This window comes from Chryseobacterium polytrichastri (assembly GCF_900142445.1).
In the GTDB taxonomy this organism is placed as follows: Bacteria; Bacteroidota; Bacteroidia; order Flavobacteriales; family Weeksellaceae; genus Chryseobacterium; species Chryseobacterium polytrichastri.
On the sequence record NZ_FRAV01000012.1, the window covers coordinates 58,132 to 77,753 of the forward strand.

The 19,622-nt window shown below is 31.2% G+C and carries 18 protein-coding genes; 8 read left to right on the plus strand and 10 right to left on the minus strand.

Translation table 11 applies throughout. The features are described 5' to 3' along the window. Position 1: 1 nt before the first annotated feature. The 3 genes from ureB to BUB80_RS09380 all read right to left on the minus strand — a co-directional run bounded on the left by ureB (position 2) and on the right by BUB80_RS09380 (position 1,165). Positions 2 to 370, minus strand: coding sequence for an urease subunit beta (gene ureB, locus BUB80_RS09370; protein WP_073292669.1), 369 nt, complete (start codon positions 368 to 370; stop codon positions 2 to 4). Positions 371 to 381: 11 nt separating this feature from the next. Next, positions 382 to 684: an urease subunit gamma gene (gene ureA, locus BUB80_RS09375; protein WP_073292670.1), complete on the minus strand. Its 303-nt coding sequence runs from the start codon at positions 682 to 684 to the stop codon at positions 382 to 384. Positions 685 to 841: 157 nt separating this feature from the next. Then, complete coding sequence (locus tag BUB80_RS09380; RefSeq protein ID WP_139262631.1) at positions 842 to 1,165, minus strand: hypothetical protein; 324 nt, start codon at positions 1,163 to 1,165, stop codon at positions 842 to 844. A 340-nt stretch (positions 1,166 to 1,505) separates the two neighbouring features. Here BUB80_RS09380 and BUB80_RS09385 point away from each other — a divergent pair, with 340 nt between their 5' ends. Then, entirely contained in the window at positions 1,506 to 4,397 is a 2,892-nt protein-coding gene (locus BUB80_RS09385) for an AsmA-like C-terminal region-containing protein (RefSeq protein WP_073292672.1), read from the plus strand. Between the two features lie 54 nt (positions 4,398 to 4,451). On the opposite strand, the gene BUB80_RS09390 is transcribed toward BUB80_RS09385, so the two are convergent. From BUB80_RS09390 to BUB80_RS09400, 3 genes are all read right to left on the minus strand, one after another. Then, a complete protein-coding gene (locus BUB80_RS09390; protein WP_073292673.1) occupies positions 4,452 to 4,724 on the minus strand; it encodes a heme oxygenase in 273 nt (90 codons plus the stop codon). 161 nt (positions 4,725 to 4,885) lie between these two features. Next, positions 4,886 to 5,104, minus strand: coding sequence for a hypothetical protein (locus BUB80_RS09395; protein ID WP_073292674.1), 219 nt, complete (start codon positions 5,102 to 5,104; stop codon positions 4,886 to 4,888). 95 nt (positions 5,105 to 5,199) lie between these two features. Next, a complete protein-coding gene (locus BUB80_RS09400; protein ID WP_228433750.1) occupies positions 5,200 to 5,760 on the minus strand; it encodes a helix-turn-helix domain-containing protein in 561 nt (186 codons plus the stop codon). Positions 5,761 to 5,982: 222 nt separating this feature from the next. Between BUB80_RS09400 and BUB80_RS23995 the strand changes: the two genes are divergently transcribed. Next, positions 5,983 to 6,114, plus strand: a complete 132-nt coding sequence (locus tag BUB80_RS23995) for a hypothetical protein (RefSeq protein WP_257737073.1) — start codon at positions 5,983 to 5,985, stop codon at positions 6,112 to 6,114. Between the two features lie 88 nt (positions 6,115 to 6,202). Here the strand turns inward: BUB80_RS23995 and BUB80_RS09405 are convergent, their stop codons facing one another. Further along, a complete protein-coding gene (locus BUB80_RS09405) occupies positions 6,203 to 6,793 on the minus strand; it encodes a YciE/YciF ferroxidase family protein (RefSeq protein ID WP_073292675.1) in 591 nt (196 codons plus the stop codon). A gap of 563 nt (positions 6,794 to 7,356) precedes the next feature. Here BUB80_RS09405 and BUB80_RS09410 point away from each other — a divergent pair. The 6 genes from BUB80_RS09410 to BUB80_RS09435 all read left to right on the plus strand — a co-directional run bounded on the left by BUB80_RS09410 (position 7,357) and on the right by BUB80_RS09435 (position 13,857). Continuing rightward, on the plus strand, positions 7,357 to 8,295 hold the full coding sequence (locus BUB80_RS09410; protein ID WP_139262633.1) for a serine hydrolase domain-containing protein: 939 nt from the start codon (positions 7,357 to 7,359) through the stop codon (positions 8,293 to 8,295). Between the two features lie 26 nt (positions 8,296 to 8,321). Then, a complete protein-coding gene (locus BUB80_RS09415; RefSeq protein ID WP_073292677.1) occupies positions 8,322 to 9,305 on the plus strand; it encodes a phosphotransferase in 984 nt (327 codons plus the stop codon). 246 nt (positions 9,306 to 9,551) lie between these two features. Then, complete coding sequence (locus tag BUB80_RS09420; RefSeq protein WP_073292678.1) at positions 9,552 to 10,676, plus strand: helix-turn-helix domain-containing protein; 1,125 nt, start codon at positions 9,552 to 9,554, stop codon at positions 10,674 to 10,676. A 159-nt stretch (positions 10,677 to 10,835) separates the two neighbouring features. Further along, complete coding sequence (locus BUB80_RS09425) at positions 10,836 to 11,771, plus strand: alpha/beta fold hydrolase (RefSeq protein ID WP_083547130.1); 936 nt, start codon at positions 10,836 to 10,838, stop codon at positions 11,769 to 11,771. Positions 11,772 to 11,803: 32 nt separating this feature from the next. After that, positions 11,804 to 12,856 (plus strand): serine hydrolase domain-containing protein, encoded by a 1,053-nt coding sequence (locus BUB80_RS09430; RefSeq protein ID WP_073292680.1) that lies wholly within the window; start codon positions 11,804 to 11,806, stop codon positions 12,854 to 12,856. Between the two features lie 164 nt (positions 12,857 to 13,020). Continuing rightward, a complete protein-coding gene (locus tag BUB80_RS09435) occupies positions 13,021 to 13,857 on the plus strand; it encodes a retropepsin-like aspartic protease (protein ID WP_175549590.1) in 837 nt (278 codons plus the stop codon). A 1,274-nt stretch (positions 13,858 to 15,131) separates the two neighbouring features. Here BUB80_RS09435 and BUB80_RS09440 read toward each other — a convergent pair. From BUB80_RS09440 to BUB80_RS23240, 3 genes are all read right to left on the minus strand, one after another. Next, positions 15,132 to 15,785: a response regulator gene (locus tag BUB80_RS09440; RefSeq protein WP_073292682.1), complete on the minus strand. Its 654-nt coding sequence runs from the start codon at positions 15,783 to 15,785 to the stop codon at positions 15,132 to 15,134. Beyond that, positions 15,769 to 17,370 (minus strand): sensor histidine kinase, encoded by a 1,602-nt coding sequence (locus BUB80_RS09445; protein ID WP_228433752.1) that lies wholly within the window; start codon positions 17,368 to 17,370, stop codon positions 15,769 to 15,771. The genes BUB80_RS09440 and BUB80_RS09445 overlap by 17 nt, the downstream gene beginning before the upstream one ends. Before the next feature lie 588 nt (positions 17,371 to 17,958). After that, positions 17,959 to 19,590 carry a T9SS type A sorting domain-containing protein gene (locus BUB80_RS23240; RefSeq protein WP_175549591.1) on the minus strand — a complete coding sequence of 544 codons (1,632 nt, stop codon included), beginning with the start codon at positions 19,588 to 19,590 and terminating at the stop codon, positions 17,959 to 17,961. Between the last annotated feature and the right edge of the window lie 32 nt (positions 19,591 to 19,622).

Consider the following 19,622-nt stretch of genomic DNA (forward strand, 5'->3'; position numbering starts at 1 on the left):
ATTACAGATTTTTATAATTTAATTGATTGGCTTTGGCTACACTTTCCGCTTTTTGAGTATCTGAATCTACAGACCCATCTACAAGATTGTTGAAGCCTATTGCTTTCTTAGTTCCTCCTATTTCCACAAGCTCTACTTCTTTTTCTTCTCCCGGTTCAAAACGTACCGCTGTGCTAGCCACAATGTTCAGCCTTTTTCCGAAAGCTTTCTCACGATCGAAGCTCATTGCTTTATTCACTTCAAAAAAATGAAAGTGAGATCCCACCTGAATAGGACGGTCTCCTGTATTGATTACTTTTATAGTCACCGTTGCACGGCCTTCATTACAAATGATAATGCCTTCTTTTACAAAAATTTCTCCTGGTATCATAATAAGTAAGTTTAACGAATTGGATTGTGTACGGTTACTAACTTGGTTCCATCAGGAAAAGTAGCTTCAATCTGAACATCATGAATCATTGCTGCCACTCCCGGCATCACGTCATCTACTGTAAGAATCTGAGCGCCTTCCTGCATCAGATCAGCAACTCTTTTTCCATCTCGGGCGCCTTCCATTAAAAAATGGCTGATTAAAGCAACCGATTCCGGATAATTTAACTTAACACCTCTTGCCTTTCTTTTCAGGGCAAGCTCTCCTGCCATATGCAGCATAAGTTTTTCTGTTTCTCTGGGGGTTAAATGCATAAATATTTTTATTTAGAATTAAACATATCGTATCTTTTTGCCTCTTCTAAAAAAGACAAATAAAAGTATCTGAAAACTAAGTTTAGGAAATATAAATCTCTATCCAGTAATCGAATACGGACAAATTAAGATTTAAAAACAAACGAAAAAATGAAAATTAACAACCAGATATCTGCAAAGAATGGTAAAGTATATACCTGGGTAAAGTAATAAATGAAAAATTATGAGCAACAATTGGTTGAGGTGAAAAATATTGGATGCTAAATAAATCAGCAACCCATTTTTCTATGAGTACCTCAACAGCAAATTGGGTCTTATTTATATCTTCTATAATAAGCTCATCCGGAATATCTGATAAATTGTAAACATCAACCTGATTTTGAACATCCGCTTTCTGTAGGTATGCAGTTGATTTAGCAATACTAGAATGCGATTGATTTTTACTTTTGAAAAGGTTCAATCCTACTAATACTATCGTCAATAAGAACACGATATTAAGGAGTAAGATTCTATTTTTTCTTTTTATCATTACGAGTATAAAATTACAACAACAAAAAGCAGATCACTATCAAAAAGGTTATTTAAAATGTTCAAAATCGTGACAAAGCATAAAAATAAACTAAGTCTCTGAAAATTTATTACTTACATTTATTATTCTTAGAATTTTCTCTAAAATTTGCTATTTTTACATTCAATCAAGCCTAATCTACTTGAAAGCATTTTTTAATCTTTAATGATGAATGGCTTAATTTTAGATAGACATTAACTTATTATCATCAGCCAAACCTGAAAAAAACTATTAAAATCAAAATTATCAATTTATGGAAAAGTTTAAAAAAATAATTTTGAAAATTTTGAAATGGACAGGAATTTCACTGGCATCAATTCTATTTTTGATGTTTATTATTCCTATTCTATTTCCGGGGACTATCTCTGAGCAGGTGAAAATATTTGCGAATAAACATCTGGCAGGAAAACTAGATTATAAGAAAACACACCTAACTTTTTTCAGACATTTCCCTTCCCTTACCCTTTCCGTAGATGATCTTATTTTATACGGATCAAAACCTTTTCAGCAAGATACCTTGCTTACGGCAAAAGAAGTTGCGGTAGGAATCAACTTGAAAAATCTGATTTTCAACCGTGAAGTAAAAATCGATGAAATATATGTTACTGATGCCTATGCCAATGTTTTTGTAAATACTAAAGGGGAAGCCAATTATAACGTTTACATTTCAGAGCCATCTGAAACGCCAAAAGATAATACAGAGACAGGCACTTCAATAAAACTGGATCTTATTAAATTCAAAAATAGCCATATAAAATATGTTGACCATGCCGCTAAGATATTAGTGGATGCAAAGGGGCTGAATTATACCGGAAAAGGAGGATTAAGTGAAGATATTTTTGATCTTCAAACTAATTTGGATATTGATAAAGTAGATTTTAGCCTTAACAGAATATACTATGCAAAGCAAAAGAAGTTACATGCCGATCTTATAACAAGAATTAATACGAATGCATTAACTTTTGTATTAAGAAAAAACGAATTAAAAGTCAATGATCTTCCTTTAAAATTTACCGGTTTTGCAAGTATTCTTAAAGATGGATATAACCTCGATATTAAAGCTGCTTCTGAAAAAACAACGATCCGTGAAATGATATCTGCATTACCTCCACAATATCTTGATTGGGCAAAAGACACCAAAATAGAAGGTAACAGTGATTTATATTTTAATGTAAAAGGAAGATTCAGTGAACCTAAAAATCTTAAACCAAGAGTGAAGGTTCGACTTTTGGTTAAAAACGGATTTATTTCGAACGGAAAAGCTCCTGTTCCAATGAACAATTTGAATATGGATCTTAATGTTGATCTCCCATCATTAGACACCAATCAATTAGCCATAAATCTAAAAAAACTAAGTTTTGATCTTGGCCCGAATAATAATTTCCTTGCTTACGTAAGTACAAAAGGGCTCAACGAAATGAATGTAAATGCCAATATAAAAGGAGCCGTAAATCTTCAGACATTGCAACAGACATTAGGCCTCAAAAACATTGAAATACGAGGTCTTATGGATACCAATATAAAAGCCAACGGGATTTTCAGCATGGATAAAAAACTGTTTCCAAAAACCAATGGATATATCAATCTTAAAGATGGTTTTGTAAAAACAAAATATTACCCCAATCCTATTCAGAATATTAATTTGGTTGCTAATGTTATCAATACCGATGGTACTTTTAAAAGCCTTGGTGTGAATTTGAATCCCTTCAGGTTTGATTTTGAAGGAAATCCGGTTTCCGTGAATGCAGATCTACAAAATACAGAAGACCTATTGTATAAAATAAAAACGAAAGGAGTTTTAAATGTTGGACGAATTTATAAAGTGTTTGCTAAAAAAGGCTTAGACATCAGCGGACTGATCATAGCTAATGTATCGCTTAACGGTCGACAAAGCTATGCAACAACAGGCCAGTACAGCAAACTTGATAACAAAGGAACCTTAATTTTAAAAAATATAAAAGCCACCACAGAATATCTCCCGAAATCGTTTTATATCAAAGAAGGAAATTTTCAGTTTGAAAATGAAAAAATGTGGTTTAGAAAGTTTAATGCTAATTATGGAAAATCAGATTTTGCATTAAATGGATATCTTTTAAATACCATTAATTATTTCATTGAAAGAAAAGGCACGCTGCACGGGAAATTTGTAATGAACTCCAATTACATTTTAGTTGATGAATTTATGGCGCTAAAAAGTGGCGACAATACAAATAAATCCATCGAACTAGAATATGCAAAAGAAGAAAACCCAAAAAGCAGCGGCGTTGTTATTATACCAAAAAATCTGGATGTTTCTTTAGATGCCAATGCTAAAAGAGTTGACTTTAAAGGCTTAGATCTTAACCATCTAAAAGGAAATGCTTCTGTAACCAATGGTCAGGTTTATCTTAAAAATACTTCTTTTGACATTATCGGAAGCCGAATGAATATGGATGCCCGCTATAAGGATTTATCACCGTTAGCCGCCAACTATGACATTGCCCTAAAAGTTCAGGATTTCAATGTTCAAAGAGCCTATAAGGAGATTGATATGGTACGCCAAATGGCCACTGCTGCTAAAGATGTTAAAGGGATTGTATCTTTGGATTATAAACTAAAAGGTGATTTAGATAAAAATATGAGCCCAATTTATCCGTCGCTGGAAGGTGGTGGTATTGTAAATCTTCGTGATGTAGAAGTAAAAAATCTTAAAATGCTATCTGCCGTAGGTGATAATATTGGAGCTAAAGCCTTTGATAATCCTGATATGAAAGGGGTAAACATCGAAACTCATATCAAAAACAACCTCATTCATATTGATAAGTTCACGTTTAAAGTTTCTGCTCTTCGGCCTACTATTAGTGGAACCACAAGTTTCAATGGCTTGCTAGATCTGCAGGTAAGAGTTGGGCTTCCACCAGGCGGATGGATTGGTATTCCGGTGGTCGTAACAGGAACTCAGGACAATCCAAAAATAAAAGTTTTCAGTAAAAAGGGTCAGGGAATAGTTGATGCTCTATATAATAAAAAATCTCACAAACTGATTCGTGAAGAACGACGTGCCGCGAAAAAAACAAGAAAAGAGCAACGTCAAGATAAAGAAGCTCAGGAACAGAAAGCAAAGAATGCGGAACAACAAATCAATAAAGATCTTAAGAAAAAATAGAAAAGTACTGTCTGAAATATGACAGTACTTTTTTGTGAAATTTAGATTATTCTATTACCTATTTAAAGTATAATCATCTAAAACAGTATTGAAATAATGATCAATACTTTCTTTAGCATTTTTACACATCATTAATAACTCTTCTTGTTTAGCATCTTCAAATGCAAAATCATCTTCAATTTCAATGATAAACTCGGTTACTTTTTCTGTATTCATTAAATTGAACGCCATTAAATCGTTCAAAGAATTAAGTTGGTTTTCTTCTTCAAAAAACGGCATTTTACGGCTGATAGAATCTTTATATTGAAAGAGCTGTATTATTTTCATGACTAGCAATATAGATAATTTATTGTTATTTTAAGTGCGTTAATTTTTGTCAATATTTCAAAAAAAAGGATAGAGACTCATAAGCTTCTATCCTCTTATTAAAACTCGTTGAAAACATATATACTATTTCCTCTTAGTTTTAATGAGTATTTGAAAATAGTTTATGAAATATTTAATTCTTTTATAATATCCATCACTTCTTCACGGTTTTTTCTTAATCTGTTTCCCACTCTGTCAAGAAAATCAATTTCTTTGCCTTCATCAAATCTGAGATCAAAATCTGTTAACTGTGAAAATTTATTTTTCAATAGTCTTGAATTGATGGTTCGATCTCCTATAATTTTAAAATTATTATTGGTTATATTTCGATTTACTTCCATGATAAGAACTATTTGTATAATTATTATACAAATATCGACGATTCGGAGTATAAAACATTGTAAATCAATTAAAAAAAATTACATATTTCACACAATTAAATGTCTTCTAGATTTTGGGTTCGCTTTTGTTTCAGCTGTTTATAAAAAGAAGGCGAAAGGCCTGTTATCTTTTTAAATTGGTTAGAAAGATGAGCAACGCTGCTGTAATTGAGTTTATAGGATATCTCCGTAAGATTAAGTTCGTCATATAAAAGGAGTTCCTTCACCTTTTCAATTTTATTCATGATGATAAAATGCTGTATAGTAATGCCTTTTACTTCAGAAAATGTATTGGCCAGATACGTATAATCATACCCTAATTTTTCACTTATATAATCCGAAAAATTTTCTTTCGGCAATTCGTCAGAATAATGAATCATTTCTGTAATCACATTCTTTATTTTCTCGATAAGTATACTTTTTTTATTATCCAGCAATTCGAGACCATATTTTAACAGGTTTTCCTTTAAAATTTCTCGTTGTTGTTTCGTTATATCATTCAATATTTCAACAATACCAAGATCAACCACCGCATGCTTTATGCCGAGGTTATTAAGTTCTTCGTGTACAACCATTTTGCATCGAAGGCTTACCATATATTTTATATATAATTTCATGGAAGTATTGAATAATTGAGTAATCTTATTATTAATAAAATTGTTTAATTCATCATCTATAATACACTCAAAGTTACACCTTTAATCATTTAGCACTTTATAAGGTGGTAAATGATTCTAAACTCATTGGATAATATCTATGATTTATGCAACAAATAACAATCTATGTATAAATCTTTCGTTTCTTTTAAAGCGAACTTTACCCTAAAGTAAAATAGTATTATGTCAAAAGAAAAAGACGTCAAAAAGAAATCTGATAAAACAGCTCCTTTGAAAACGGCAAAAGAAAAAAAAGCAGATAAAATCGCTAAAAAAAATGATCGTGATAATGAGAGCAAAAACACAAGTGCTTAAATAAATAACTAAAAAACCTTGTTGGTAGTATTACTCACAAGGTTTTTTGTTTTTTATCTAAAATGATCTCTGTAAAGAAAAGGGCTGTCTATTTCTTAATTGCTTTGCTGTTAAGCGTAATATCAGCAACTTTTGACAATAGCTTATCACATATTTTCTCTTCATTTAAAGTGGCTAAGAGATTTTTAAGACATGTTTTTTCTTTAAGAACTTTAGCATACGCAGCAAGTGTACCATAAGTGGCAATTTCGTAATGCTCTACTTTTTGTGCTGCTGCTATGATTCCTGCGTCTCTTACCGCTCCAGGCTCAGTTTCTTCCATGATGCCTTTTCCTTCGTCTAATAATCCTTGCATCGCATCACATTTTTTAGCCTGTGCTTTTTTACCAAGTGAGGCAAAACATTCTTCCAATCTTTTTACATGCACATGGGTTTCAACAAGGTGAAGTTCAATCGCAGATTGTAGCTTTTTATCCGTCGCATTTTTATACATTTTTGGAAGCGCTTTTGTCAGTGCTTTTTCTGCCCAATAAATATCCTGTAAAGAATCTTCAAACAAATCTTTTAATTCTTTGGCTGCATTTTTCTTAGCCGGAATTTTCGATTGAGTTTTTGTTTGAGTTTTTGAAGGTGCCGTTTTTTTAACCGTCGCTTTCTTAGCTGGTGTTTTAGTTTTCATAGGATTATAATTTAGTGAGTATTTGTAGAATTCGTCCTCTAACTCTAACAATTATGAGACCAAAGACGATAAAGGTTACTTTCATCACTCTTTATAAATTACGTTGTCTTTTAGAGCTTATTTAGATTTTAATAATTTCATATTTTATAAACAATTTATTGTATTCATTCTTGATTTTCAATAGTAAGATTACTTAAGATTTTTAGAATATTAAGTATGAGCTCCGCTTTAAGACGGCACGCTTAAGACAATCTATAGATTTTTTCTTAATTTCCATAACAATTAAAATTATCCTTAATGGTTTAAAATTTAAACAGCTTCTTAATTTTTCAATCTGAAACCAAGGTTCTAACCCCATCCAAATAAACATTATATTTGGAAAAACTAATCCAATGAACTCCCAAACACATTATTTATAAGACTTCATTAGAAATCATAGTAATAAAATGAGAAAATCACTTTTAATTTTAAGTTTATCATGTCTCAGTATCTTTTGTTTTAGTCAAAACGCTAAACATCAAAAAAGCAATCTACAAGAACAAATCAACACGTTAGATAAGCTCATGAAAACCGTTCATGAAAACGGAATCTTTAATGGAAATGTACTTGTTTCACAAAACAACAATGTCATTTACCATGCTTCGTTAGGATTTGCAGATGCAACAAAAACGACTCCATTAACAGATGACTATAGGTTTCATTTAGGGTCCATCACGAAAGAGTTTAGCGGCGTTGCCTTACTTCAGTTAGAAGAGCAGGGAAAACTAAAATTATCTGACCCTGTTTCCACTTTCATTCCTGAACTTCCTCAATGGGCTAAGGAAGTGACCATTAAAGATCTATTACAATATACAAGCGGAATTCCTAATGTCAACTGGAAGAAAATTAAAAATGACACCGATATTTTTAACGACTTATTATTGATTGATAAGCTATCTTTTAAACCCGGTACTGAATATGATTATAATAACAACAATCTTTTCCTGAGACAATTTATTATTCAGCGTATCACGGGAATGCCTTATAAAACGTATATTCAAAAGTTCATATTCCAACCCTTGAAAATGAATGCTACCTTAATGACTCCTTTTGAAAATGAAAAAAACATGGCCAAAGGATTTAATAATCAATGGGTACAAGATCCTGTAGAATTACCTATAACAGGTGGAACTTACACGACAACCACTGATCTGTTGAAATGGGCAAACAGTCTGCATACTAAAAAAGTAGTCAATAAAAATTCTTTATATAAATTAGGTCAAAGTTTTAACATAGCAGACAGCCAATCTGCATTGGGAAATACCAAATTTGAAAATAAAGAATTAACAGAACATTCTCATGATGGAAGAGCCGGAAATTTTGAAGCACTCCTGTTCTCAGATCTTAAAAGTAAAATAACCATCATTTTATTATGCAATAATTACAACGGAAAGCTTTCTGATATTTCAGAGGCAATCCTTGCCATTTTAAAAAATGAGAAATTTACATTTCCGCAAAAATAATCAATCATTAAAAAGCCAAATAAAAAATGACCGTTTTCCCCGTAACAACTTCCACGTTATCAGAAATAGAATTAGGTAAGTTTATAAAAGAAAAATATCCTTTAAAAGAAGATATTGATTGTAAGTTGTTCAGAACCGGAGTAAATCACACCTATTTTATTTCAGATAGTGAAACCAAATTTGTTATTCGGGTGTACTGTTATAATTGGAGGACAAAGACTGAAATTAAACAGGAACTCGAACTTTTACTTTTACTCAAGGCTGGTAATCTTTCGGTATCCTATCCAATTCCTGATAAAAACGGAAACTTTATTCAGGAAATTAATGCACCCGAAGGAATTCGCTATGCCGTAGTTTTTTCATTTGCAGAAGGTGAAAAAATGCGATTCATGACTCATGAAACCTGCTCTGCCATTGGATCATTGATGGCAAAAATCCATAGCCTAACAGCAGATAAAAAAATTGATAGAATACATTATAATTCGGAGGTTCTGTTACATCAGGCTTATCAGTATCTGAACTTGTATTTCGACAAAGATTTAGAGGAAATGAAGTATATCAAAAAAATTAATGATACAATATCAAGCAAGTTCAAAGAAAGTAATTTATCGGAAAATCAAAACGGTATCATTCATCTTGATATTTGGTATGATAACCTGAGTGTAAACAACGAGAATCAAATCACGATCTTCGATTTCGATAATTGTGGAAATGGAGCGCTCATTTTAGATGTAGCTTATTTTTGCAAACAGCTGTTCTTTATTGAATCTGATAAAAAAGAATATGAAACCAAGGTCCAGAGTTTTCTAAACGGTTACCAAAAAGTAAGAAATTTATCCGATAAAGAAATTGCATTAATCCCAGAAGCAGGAGCATCTATATTCGTTTTTTATCTTGGGGTACAAGCGCAAAGATTTGATTGGTCTAATATATTTTTTACTGAAAACTATCTTAAAATGTTTGTGGGAAGAATAAAAAACTGGCTGGATTATTATGCCATACAGAAATAGTTTAGGCTACATTCCAATCCTAAAGATTTGTGTTTATTTTTTTTGAAGTGCAATGAAACCTTTTTCAGAATTGTTCTATTAGACAATTTTACAAGTCCTTTTGCCTTGACGCCAACGGACAAAAAAGTCAAGACTGGAATCCTACACTAAAAGTTATTTATTGATCAAAAATAAGATATTTCACAAATTTGTTATTTATCAATCTATTTTCTTCACAACTTATATCTTATTTTTGCAAAAAAACTAATGGACAAATTGAATTTTCTGGAGGTTATTGCAGCGATTGCCGTTTTTATATCGCTGCTGCTTGCTGTATTTTTATTAACGGTAAAAACAGAAAGAAAACTGGAAAACAGATTATTTGCAGCATTCCTTATCATTAACGCCATTGATATCAGCGGACTTTTTATGCACCTTTTTGTTGATAGTTATAATCTAAAAACGTTCAAAATATCTGCTTACCTATTAGTGATACCTCTTTTCTATCTGTACGTTAATGCCGTTTGTTATTCAGATTTTAAATTGAAAAGAAAACATTTACTGCATCTTATTCCTTTCATTGTTGCCAATTTAATTTTAGTTCCAAGGCTCTATCTAGCAGAAGGTCCTGCTAAAGAAGAGTTCTTTAAACAAATGTGGAACTCTCCCGAAATGTTTTTTTATCAGCTTATCGGGGAACTGCAGTATTTCTTTTACATCATTGCCATATTCCTCATCCTTAAAAAATACAAGAAAATTTATTCTGAAAACTATACCAATCCCAATACTTTGCTATACAAATGGTTATCTCAACTTACTATTATTTTCTTAGTCATTCATGTATGTATTATTCTAAAAAACATCGTAAGGTATACACAACATAAAGATCTATTTATCTGGTTAAATATTGTTGCAGGAACCGTGTTTTTATTGGTTGCCTGTTGGTTTATATTAAAGGCATTAAATTATCCTGAGCTTTTTCGCAGAATTGATTCTACCTTACAACCAACAAAAAATTTTGCTGAAACGCTGGAAACTGAAAATAAAACCGACGAAACAAAACGTTTTCAGATTGAGCAGCTTAAAAATTTCATGGTTGAAAAAGAGCCCTTCTTAGAACCTTCATTAACGATTCAAGAGCTGGCAGATCAGGTGAAAATTCCGGTTCGTGATTTGTCTGTTTTAATTAACCATCACATCAATCAGCATTTTTTTGATTTCGTGAATGAATACCGCGTTAAAAAAGCAATGAACATTCTAAAAGATCCTTCGAAAAAAGAATATACAGTGTTGGAAATTTTATATGAAGTGGGTTTTAATTCAAAATCTTCTTTTCATACCTCGTTTAAAAAATACACGAACCAAACGCCAACATCTTTCAGAAACACCTGATAATAAATAATTTGCACATACTCAAACTTCGATTTGTAAAAAGTCGGACTCATTTTAATCCATAAAATGAGTCCGACTTTTTTTACTTGGACTTATCTCAAAACTTTCTAGAGCATCTTTGTATCAACATATTTAAAGTCAAATTAAAACTTAGAAATCATGAAAAAAGTAAGTCTTTTTATCCTAACATTATTATCAATATTTTGTTTAGCACAATTACAGCCGGTAAAAATTGATACCCTTTTAACTACTGAAATTGGTGGAATAAAACAAGTAATAGAAATTAAAACCGATGATGCCAATAAACCTATCCTTCTTTTTTTATCGGGCGGCCCGGGAAGCTCAATGATGAAAAACGCGGATGCTTATACCAACATTTTAAAAAATAAATTTACCATTGTTCAATGGGATCAAAGAGATGCGGGAAAAACATTAGCCTTAAATCCTTCGCCTGTTCAACCCTCAGTTGAGCTAATGGGAAAGGATACATATGAGGTGATTAATTTTCTATTAAAGAGATTGAATCAGAAAAAACTTTATTTATTAGGCAGCTCTTGGGGGAACGCTTTAGGCTTTTATATTGTTAGACATCATCCCGAATTATTACATGCTTATTTTGCTGTAAATCCTGTAATCAGTCAATTAGAAAGCGAGAAAGAATTGCTTAAAACACTGAAAGTTCATTTTAAAGACAACCCTGTCGCTATGGAAGAATTGGAAAAAGTACATTTTCCTTTTACCAATGATGATGATATGTTTTATTTAAGAAAATGGCTTTTTTACAAAGATGGAAAAGAATATGTAACAAGTGATGATTTCAAAAAGGGCTTTCTTCAATGGTCAAAAACCTGGTCACCTGCATGGAACGAAGTCATGAAAATTGATTTACCAAAGACGTTAAAGAAAGTAGCCTGTCCAATTTATTTCTTTGTTGGTAAAAACGACATTCAAACATTAACATCCATTACAAAAGGATATTATGAGCAAGTGAAAGCACCTAAGAAAGATTTATTTTTATTTGAAAACTCTGGACATCAAATTCATAAAGATGAAGCAGCGAAATTTCAAAATACAATCCTTAAAACATTAAACTAATACACTTTATATTAAACTATAAACTATAAATTATGACTATAAAATATTTAACCCCTATTTTATTTTTTGTCTTAGTTGGTTGTAAAAATGTTCAGCAAATCAATACACAAAATATTGAAAACGCGATTACAAAAAATGCTCTTCAATTATTAGAGGACAAAAGATTTCATTCTGTTTCCGTTGCAGTGTTGAAAGATGGGAAATCCACAATAAAACATTTTGGAGAGTTAACTATTGGAAAAGGCAACAAACCCAACGATTCTACACTTTATGAATTAGCTTCTGTAACTAAAACTTTTACAGGTTATATAGCCGCTAAAGCTGTACTTGATAAAAAAATAAATTTAGATGATGATGTTAGAATCTATCTTAACGAGCCTTATCCTAACTTAGAGTTTAGAGGGGAACCTATTAAAATTAAACACCTCATCACCCATACAAGTGGATTTCCTAATATGCCTCTAAAAAGCGAAAATAAAGAGGCTTTTTTTGAAGGATTAAAACTCATTAAAATTGAAAGAAAACCTGGAGAACTTTATTCCTATTCAAACACGGCTCCGGAGTTGACAGCCTATATACTTGAAAAAGTGTACCAAAAACCTTTTGAGGAATTGGTCATTGAATTTATTTTGAAACCTAATAAAATGAACCAAACTAAATTTACACTCAATGAAAATGACAGAAAAAGATTGGTAAAAGGTTATAACGATAAAAACGAGTTAATGCCTAACTTCAATAGAACTTTATGGGGTGGAATTTCAGGATTACATTCTACGACTACGGATTTAGTAAAATATATGAAATTGCAACTTAACAAATCAAATCTTATTGTAAACGAATCTCATAAAAAATTATATAAAGAAGGTTCTGATTTTTGGGAAGGTTATCATTGGTACATCATAGAAAATGATAATAAATTAATGTATAGACATCACGGTGGTATATACGGAATGCAAAATTGGTTTGTGATTTACCCAAAACAAAATATAGGAATATCCATATTGACAAACACCAGCTTTAATGAAGCAGGAAAAATTTTACAAAAAGTAGTTGATAGCTTGTATGATGATATAAAGGTAAACTAAAAAATAGTTTGATATAATCTTGGAAATGTAGTCATCAACATAAAGGATTTTCACTCTATTCAATGTCATATTTTTTGTTTAGTTTTATCCGTGTTTTTCCGTGGAAGAGAAGCCTTCAAGGAAACCAAAACATTCGCAATAATAAAACTAACCTAAAACAATCCATGAAAAGAACCATTTTAGCTTTTATCATTCTACTTTCCAATCAATTATTTTCTCAAAAAATTCCGTTTCAGTTATTGCCTTCCGGTCATATTGTGGTAAAGGCCAATATCGAAGGAAAAGAAGGTAATTTTATCTTTGATACGGGCGGTGGGATCAATTTATTTTTCACCGATTTTGCTAAAGACTTAAAACAGAAAACAAGCTATAATTTTTTCACCGCCTTCAGAGCAACTGGTGAAAGAATTGATGTCCCACTCTTTAAAAGTGATGAAATAACTTTTGCAGGAACACAATTTAAAAACATGCCCTATTCCACTTTTGATATGAAGTTGGACGGACTCAACGGATTGATCTCTTTACCCATGTTGAAAGATAAAGATTTTATCATTGATTTTAATAAAAAAGAAATTGAGCTCGTACCCATTGATCCGTTGAAGAATAAAAAGTCTTTTGATATTCAGCTCTCAACCCATGCAGACCATTCTATAGATATATTTACCTACATCCAATTAAATGATCAATACAAAATCCAAGTGATGCTAGATTCTGGTGCAGGGAATAATTCATTTTGGCTGAGTGATAAGTTGATTCCATTATTGAAAATAGATAAGGATAAATTAAAGCTCACTGAACGAAAAAGTGAATTTAATGAAAATGTAATGACTAAATACTATTCTGGAACAATCAATTCAATCTCAAATGAATATGCCCACCTCAAAGACCCTAACGTTGTTTTTGTTGACGGATTAATTTATGAAGGGAAAACAAGTATCAATTGGCTGGGGAATAAGCTAGGATTTAGCCTTAAAAATAAGAAAATCTATGTTTTAGACTAAGATTTCAATTGTAAGGAAAATTCAATAACACTCAATTTATCAACCCTTGAAAAGAAAAAAAAGGAGACTTCCGTCTCCTTTTTTCTGTATAAAATAATCTTCTGCAAAACTAATTTTCGCTGTTTTACTTATCTAAATTTGTGTTTTTTTTTAATAAAAAGCTCCCAAAAAGTCGCTTAAAGATTATTTACATACTGCGTTTTCATCATTTGTGTTTTAGTTTCATCATTTGTGTTTTGATCTCATCACTTGTGTTTTTTATGTCGTCACCAATATTTTATTCTCACCATTTGTATTTTACTATAATCGTCGTTTATTATTTTATAGTTAAAAAAAATACTTATCTGAATTATTTAATTAAAATTAAAAGTCAAATATTTATTTTTAATTATTTTTTTCTTTCATCAGATTTTCTATTACAAAGTAACAACATTAGTCTAAAAAATGATATACAAACAACGTAGATATATATCGATTTCCTCATAGATATTTATCTACAAGGACGCATAAACAAAGAAAAAAAGGAAAAAGGACCTTTGAAAATCCTAAAGGGTATAATGTGTTTTGATAAACTCAAAGAGTTCATCAAAATTTTCTATTTTTTTAATTTATCGAATATAATTTTTTGATTGTGTTTACATTATTTTGCTTTACATCCAATGGATTTTTAATTTACAGATTTCTGCTATTTATAATTTTTCAAACGCTCATTAAAGCTTTCAAAATCAATCATTACAAAAATCATATGTATCAGTAGATAACATGCTGCACCCTATTTTTTTGAACTTAATATAAAGCATTTTCAGGCTGTTGATTTGAACAAAGAAAAAAAGGAGACCTTTGCCTCCTTTTATCTGTATTAAATAACCTTCTAAAAGACTAATCCCGCTTGTTCATATATAAATTGTGTTTTTTTAATAAATAGCTTCCAAAAGTCAGTTAAAGATTATTTAGATACGGTATTCATCACTTGCGTTTTTTGTGTCAAAACCTAATTTTTATTTTCACCATTTGTATTTTACTATAATGATTGTTTATTATTTTTATAGTTAAGAAAATTTACTCATCTGAATTGTTTAAATAAAATTGAGAGCTAAAACATTTACTTTCAATTGTTATCATGTTTTTCTTTCAGCAAATTTTCTATCACAAAGTAACAACATTAGTATAAAAAATGATCTACAAACACCATAGATATATATCGATTTCCTCGTAGATATTTATCTACAAGAATTTATAATTGGTGAAAAAATTGAGAATAGACTTGCGAAAATCTACAGCGTATGATGTGTTTTGATGAGCTCAATGAGTTCAACAAGATTTTCTATTTTTAGTTTATCGAATATATTTTTTTTGATCGTACTTACCGTATTTTGCTTAACATCCAGTTGATTTGCAATTTCCAGATTTCCATATCCTTCCGCATACATTTCTGCAATTTGTAATTCTCGCTTCGTTAAATGATGAAGAGGATTCATTGAGTTTGGGTCATTAGCAAATTGTACCAATAAACTCTGTGAAACAGCAGAAATATACTTTCCTTCTTGTATAATGCTCACAAGAGCTTGTTTTACTTCTTCCTCTTCACTTAGCTTGCTTAGGTATCCGTTAGCTCCCGCATTTATGAACTTGAGAGCGTACAAATGTTCTTCAAGTCCTGAAAAAATAAGGATCTTAATATCGGGACTAGCCGCTTTTATATCAGATAAAATATGCACACTGTTCCCGTCTGGAAAATGAGCATCAATGATAAGAATCTCTATCGCCTTGGAAGTTACTTCTTCTACCACCTTTTGTAAAGAAGATGTATGATACACAACAGCATTCGGAGCAATTTCATCAATCATAATTTCCATTCCGTGTCGTACAATGCTATGATCATCTGCTAACAGAAACTTGATTTCTTTATTTTCAATTGGTAGCTCCATCCTTACTCATATTTAAATTAATTCTGAATATCACTTTTGTTCCAACATGTAATTCACTTGAAACCGATATTTCACCATTAAAAAGTTCTATAATCTCCTTGCATAAGTTAAGCCCTAAGCCCGCACCAAGATTATCAATCTCATTAGAAATCATTCCCTGATAATAAGGTTCAAATATTTTTTCCAGATCAGATTGTGATATTCCTACGCCTGTATCAGCAACTGTTGTGGTTAAGGAAATTCTATTTTTATCAATTAATTCAGTGGTCATCGTAAGATTGATCTGTCCATTTTCTGTAAACTTATTGGCATTCCCCAGAATGTTCATGAAAATCTGATTAATTTTGATATTATCCGAATATACGATTGTACCTGCAGGTATTTCATCGGTTACGATGAACTTATTATTTCGGGTTTCTATATAAGGCGTAATAGCCGTTACAATAGAAGTGATCTCATCTTTGAGGTTAAATACATTTTTGATAAGTTTGGTATCAGCTTCCTGGTTTTTTGTATATTCTAAAATCTGGTTAGACTGTATCAACAATGTGCTGTTCGTAAATTTTATTGATTTAAGATATTCTTTTATCGTCTCGTCTTTTGTAGTTCTGTTAATCTTATCAATAAAAATATTAATGATTTTTAAAGGAGATCTTAGTTCATGACTCAGCATTCCCAAGATTCTGTTTTTGAAATTAAGATTATTTTTAATCTCTTTATTTGCTGCGTTCAGTTTCAATTCGTAAATGAAAGCAAGCCTTGTAAAATACATAATCAGAATTGATACAAAGAACATTAAAATCATTAATCCCAATACCAAATAAGTTCTGATTTTATTATTGATTAAGCTTTGTTTATTGTATTCTTTCTCTAATTCTGATTTAAAACCTTTAATGGCCCCTTCATAAACATCTATCAGCCCGTTACTGTACACCAATAATTTATTAAAATCACTATAAAACTCTCTGCTATCTTTTTGATTTTGAACAGCAGATAATTGGATCTTCTTAATTTCAGTTGTATAATGTTTATCCATAGACTTTATGGTATTATTCATTTCTGTTTTTACTGTAGAAAGATCCGCTGTCTTTTTATTTTTTAAAGTGATGACTGTACTTTCTTTTTGTACATCTACTTTACCCGAAATTGCATCTCTTAAACGTCCTACAAAACCCTTCTTTTTTATGGTATCAGAATAGGTCTGCGTCTGTATATCCAAATCTTCAAACTTATTCTTATACTGCTCCGGGCTATACTCTTTATCCTGAATCTTTGCGGGTGGTTTTAGTGAATGTTTGTATACAGAATCTATTAATACCTTTAATCTTCTAATCTGTAAAGTATCTTTTTTTTGTAAAGCAATCTTACTTTTTAACTTTGGAGTTTTATCTTCAAATTCATTAATCTTATCAAAATTTCCCTTAAGTTTTCCAAGTGATTCAAAATAGAGTTTAAGGTCTTTATCATCTTGGCTTATCATGTATTTTTGAAGGTAATTTTGGGCATTCATGAAGTCCTTTTTTGAATTATCAGTAACCCCTTCTAGTTTTCTGCTTTCCTCCAACTGATTTTTGATAAATGTCAATTTTTTCTCATTGATAAATTCATTATAAAAAAACACTGCTATAATAATCTGTATCAATAGAATACAGAAAATCAGTGAGTAGTGAACAATTTTCCTCAATTTAAAATTTAAGAATTTATATTTCATATTTATTTACCATCTAAATTAATCATTCCCAACAGCTTACAAGTTTTTAATATTTTTATATAAAAGATATAATAATATTCTTAAAAAAACGAGTAATTGTTGTGGAATATTCGATTATAACAAAGTTAAAGTAATTTTTGTTTTTTTATAGGGGTAAATATCATACAAGAACAGATAATTTAATTCTGTTTTATATAAAAAATGTAATAAAAATTCAGTATATCATAATGCGCAAGTTACTTTTGTAACTCGTGGAAAATAAAACACTTAATTCATGCAAAAAACCAATGATTTTCATTGGTTTTAAAAAATACTAAAAAAAATAAATGCCATAATGATTACATGATGAAAAATAAGGAAAATCCCTTCAAACAAAATGATATTAAAATGAATTGTTTACGAAAGCTAAATTTATGTTTATAGAATAAGTATAAAACCTTTTATCCAAATAGTTTTTTAAACTTATTTTTTAATGAATTTAAATCCTTTAGACTGACCCTCAACTTTTAAAGTATACACTCCGGATTCCAGATTCTGTACATTTATTTTTTCCAGATTTACCTTTTCAGATGTAATCAATTGCCCGCTTATACTGTAAATAGAAATATTTTCAGATTTTTTAAGTCCTTTAACCGTTAAGATATCTTTCACAGGATTGGGGTAAATTTCAATGCCCGAATGATTTGTAGAAACTTCATTGGTAGCTAACGTAGATAAAGCCAAATGATGCGCATAAATTACAGAATTTGCATCTGCCGACTTTTGTTCCAAAAACACAACTACGCCTTGCCCATTGATAGGTTTTAAAGAAGTTACAAACGTTTTACTCCCTGCGTATGTAGCCATAGGAACAGAGTTTTGAGGCCATAAAAAATTTCCATTATTATCTAAAGCAACTGCATCTAAGGAAGTATTTACATTAGAAGGTGCCATTCTTTTCTGAACAACAAAGTAAGGTTTATCATCAGCCAGATGTAAATTTCCGGTATGAAATATCTGATTGTCATCCATCGGAAATACCTGCTTTGCATTATCTGTAAAAAGTCTTGCGCCTGTATTTTTATCAAATTTCTGAACAAACTCTCCGTTTAAACCTTGTGCGGAATTGCTGTAATTGGCTATCGACCAAATATAAGGAGAGCCCTGACTATAAGCAATTTTCATATCTTTTTGACGATAAGTCATCGTATTGTCAAAGTCTGAACCGTCTACTCCCCAAGGCAATGTACCATCGGTATTTATTCTCTGTAAATAACTATGATGCCAGCCACCCTGCCCACTGGTAAACCCAAAATAGACCGTATTTCCGTCAGCAACTCCTTGATACAAAACATTCCATGAAGTGGTTTTTGTTGAAATTTGTTTTGCACCATCCCAAAGCAATGCACCATCAGCAATACTAAGTTTCTGAGCAAAAGGATAACTGTATGTTCCCGTTGTTACTTTATTGAAAATAATTTCTACCTCGTTATTAGGTAACTCAAAAAGAGCAGCAGGAACAGTATTGTTTGTTGTGGTATCAGATAAAATCTGAACAGATGCCGACCACACCGCTACCCCATTCGCATTAAATCGCTGTACCCTTGCATATTTCTGACTTTGAGGCCAATAACTCACAATTACATCACCATTCGATAATGGGAGAATGGTTGGAAGATACCCTTCTCCCAGATTAATTCCGTTAGGCCAAGCCGACACTCCTTGTGGATTTATTTTAAAAACATATCCTAACGTACCGGCACCAGTACCCGTAACCCCAATATATAAATTGTCTGCAGCATCAACCGCTGTTCTTTCAACAATCGTATAGCTTCCCATGGGGATTTGGTTACTAAGCATAACGCCATTAGCACCTAATTGTTTATTCCCGTTTTGATCTAAAATCTGCAGCCATAATTCGAAATTTGCAGCCGTGGATAGCTTTTTCCAAAACCCAATATATGTTTTTCCATCTTTTGTTGTTGCCGAAAATGCAGACCCTCCCGATCCGGGATCAGTGACAAGAAGATTTTGAGCCGTATTAGGATTCCATTGTGCACTTACTTCAAAATTTGCGCACATCATTGTGATAACAGTAAATAGTACTTTCTTCATAACCAAATGTTTTAAAATTCTTATTCGCAAAG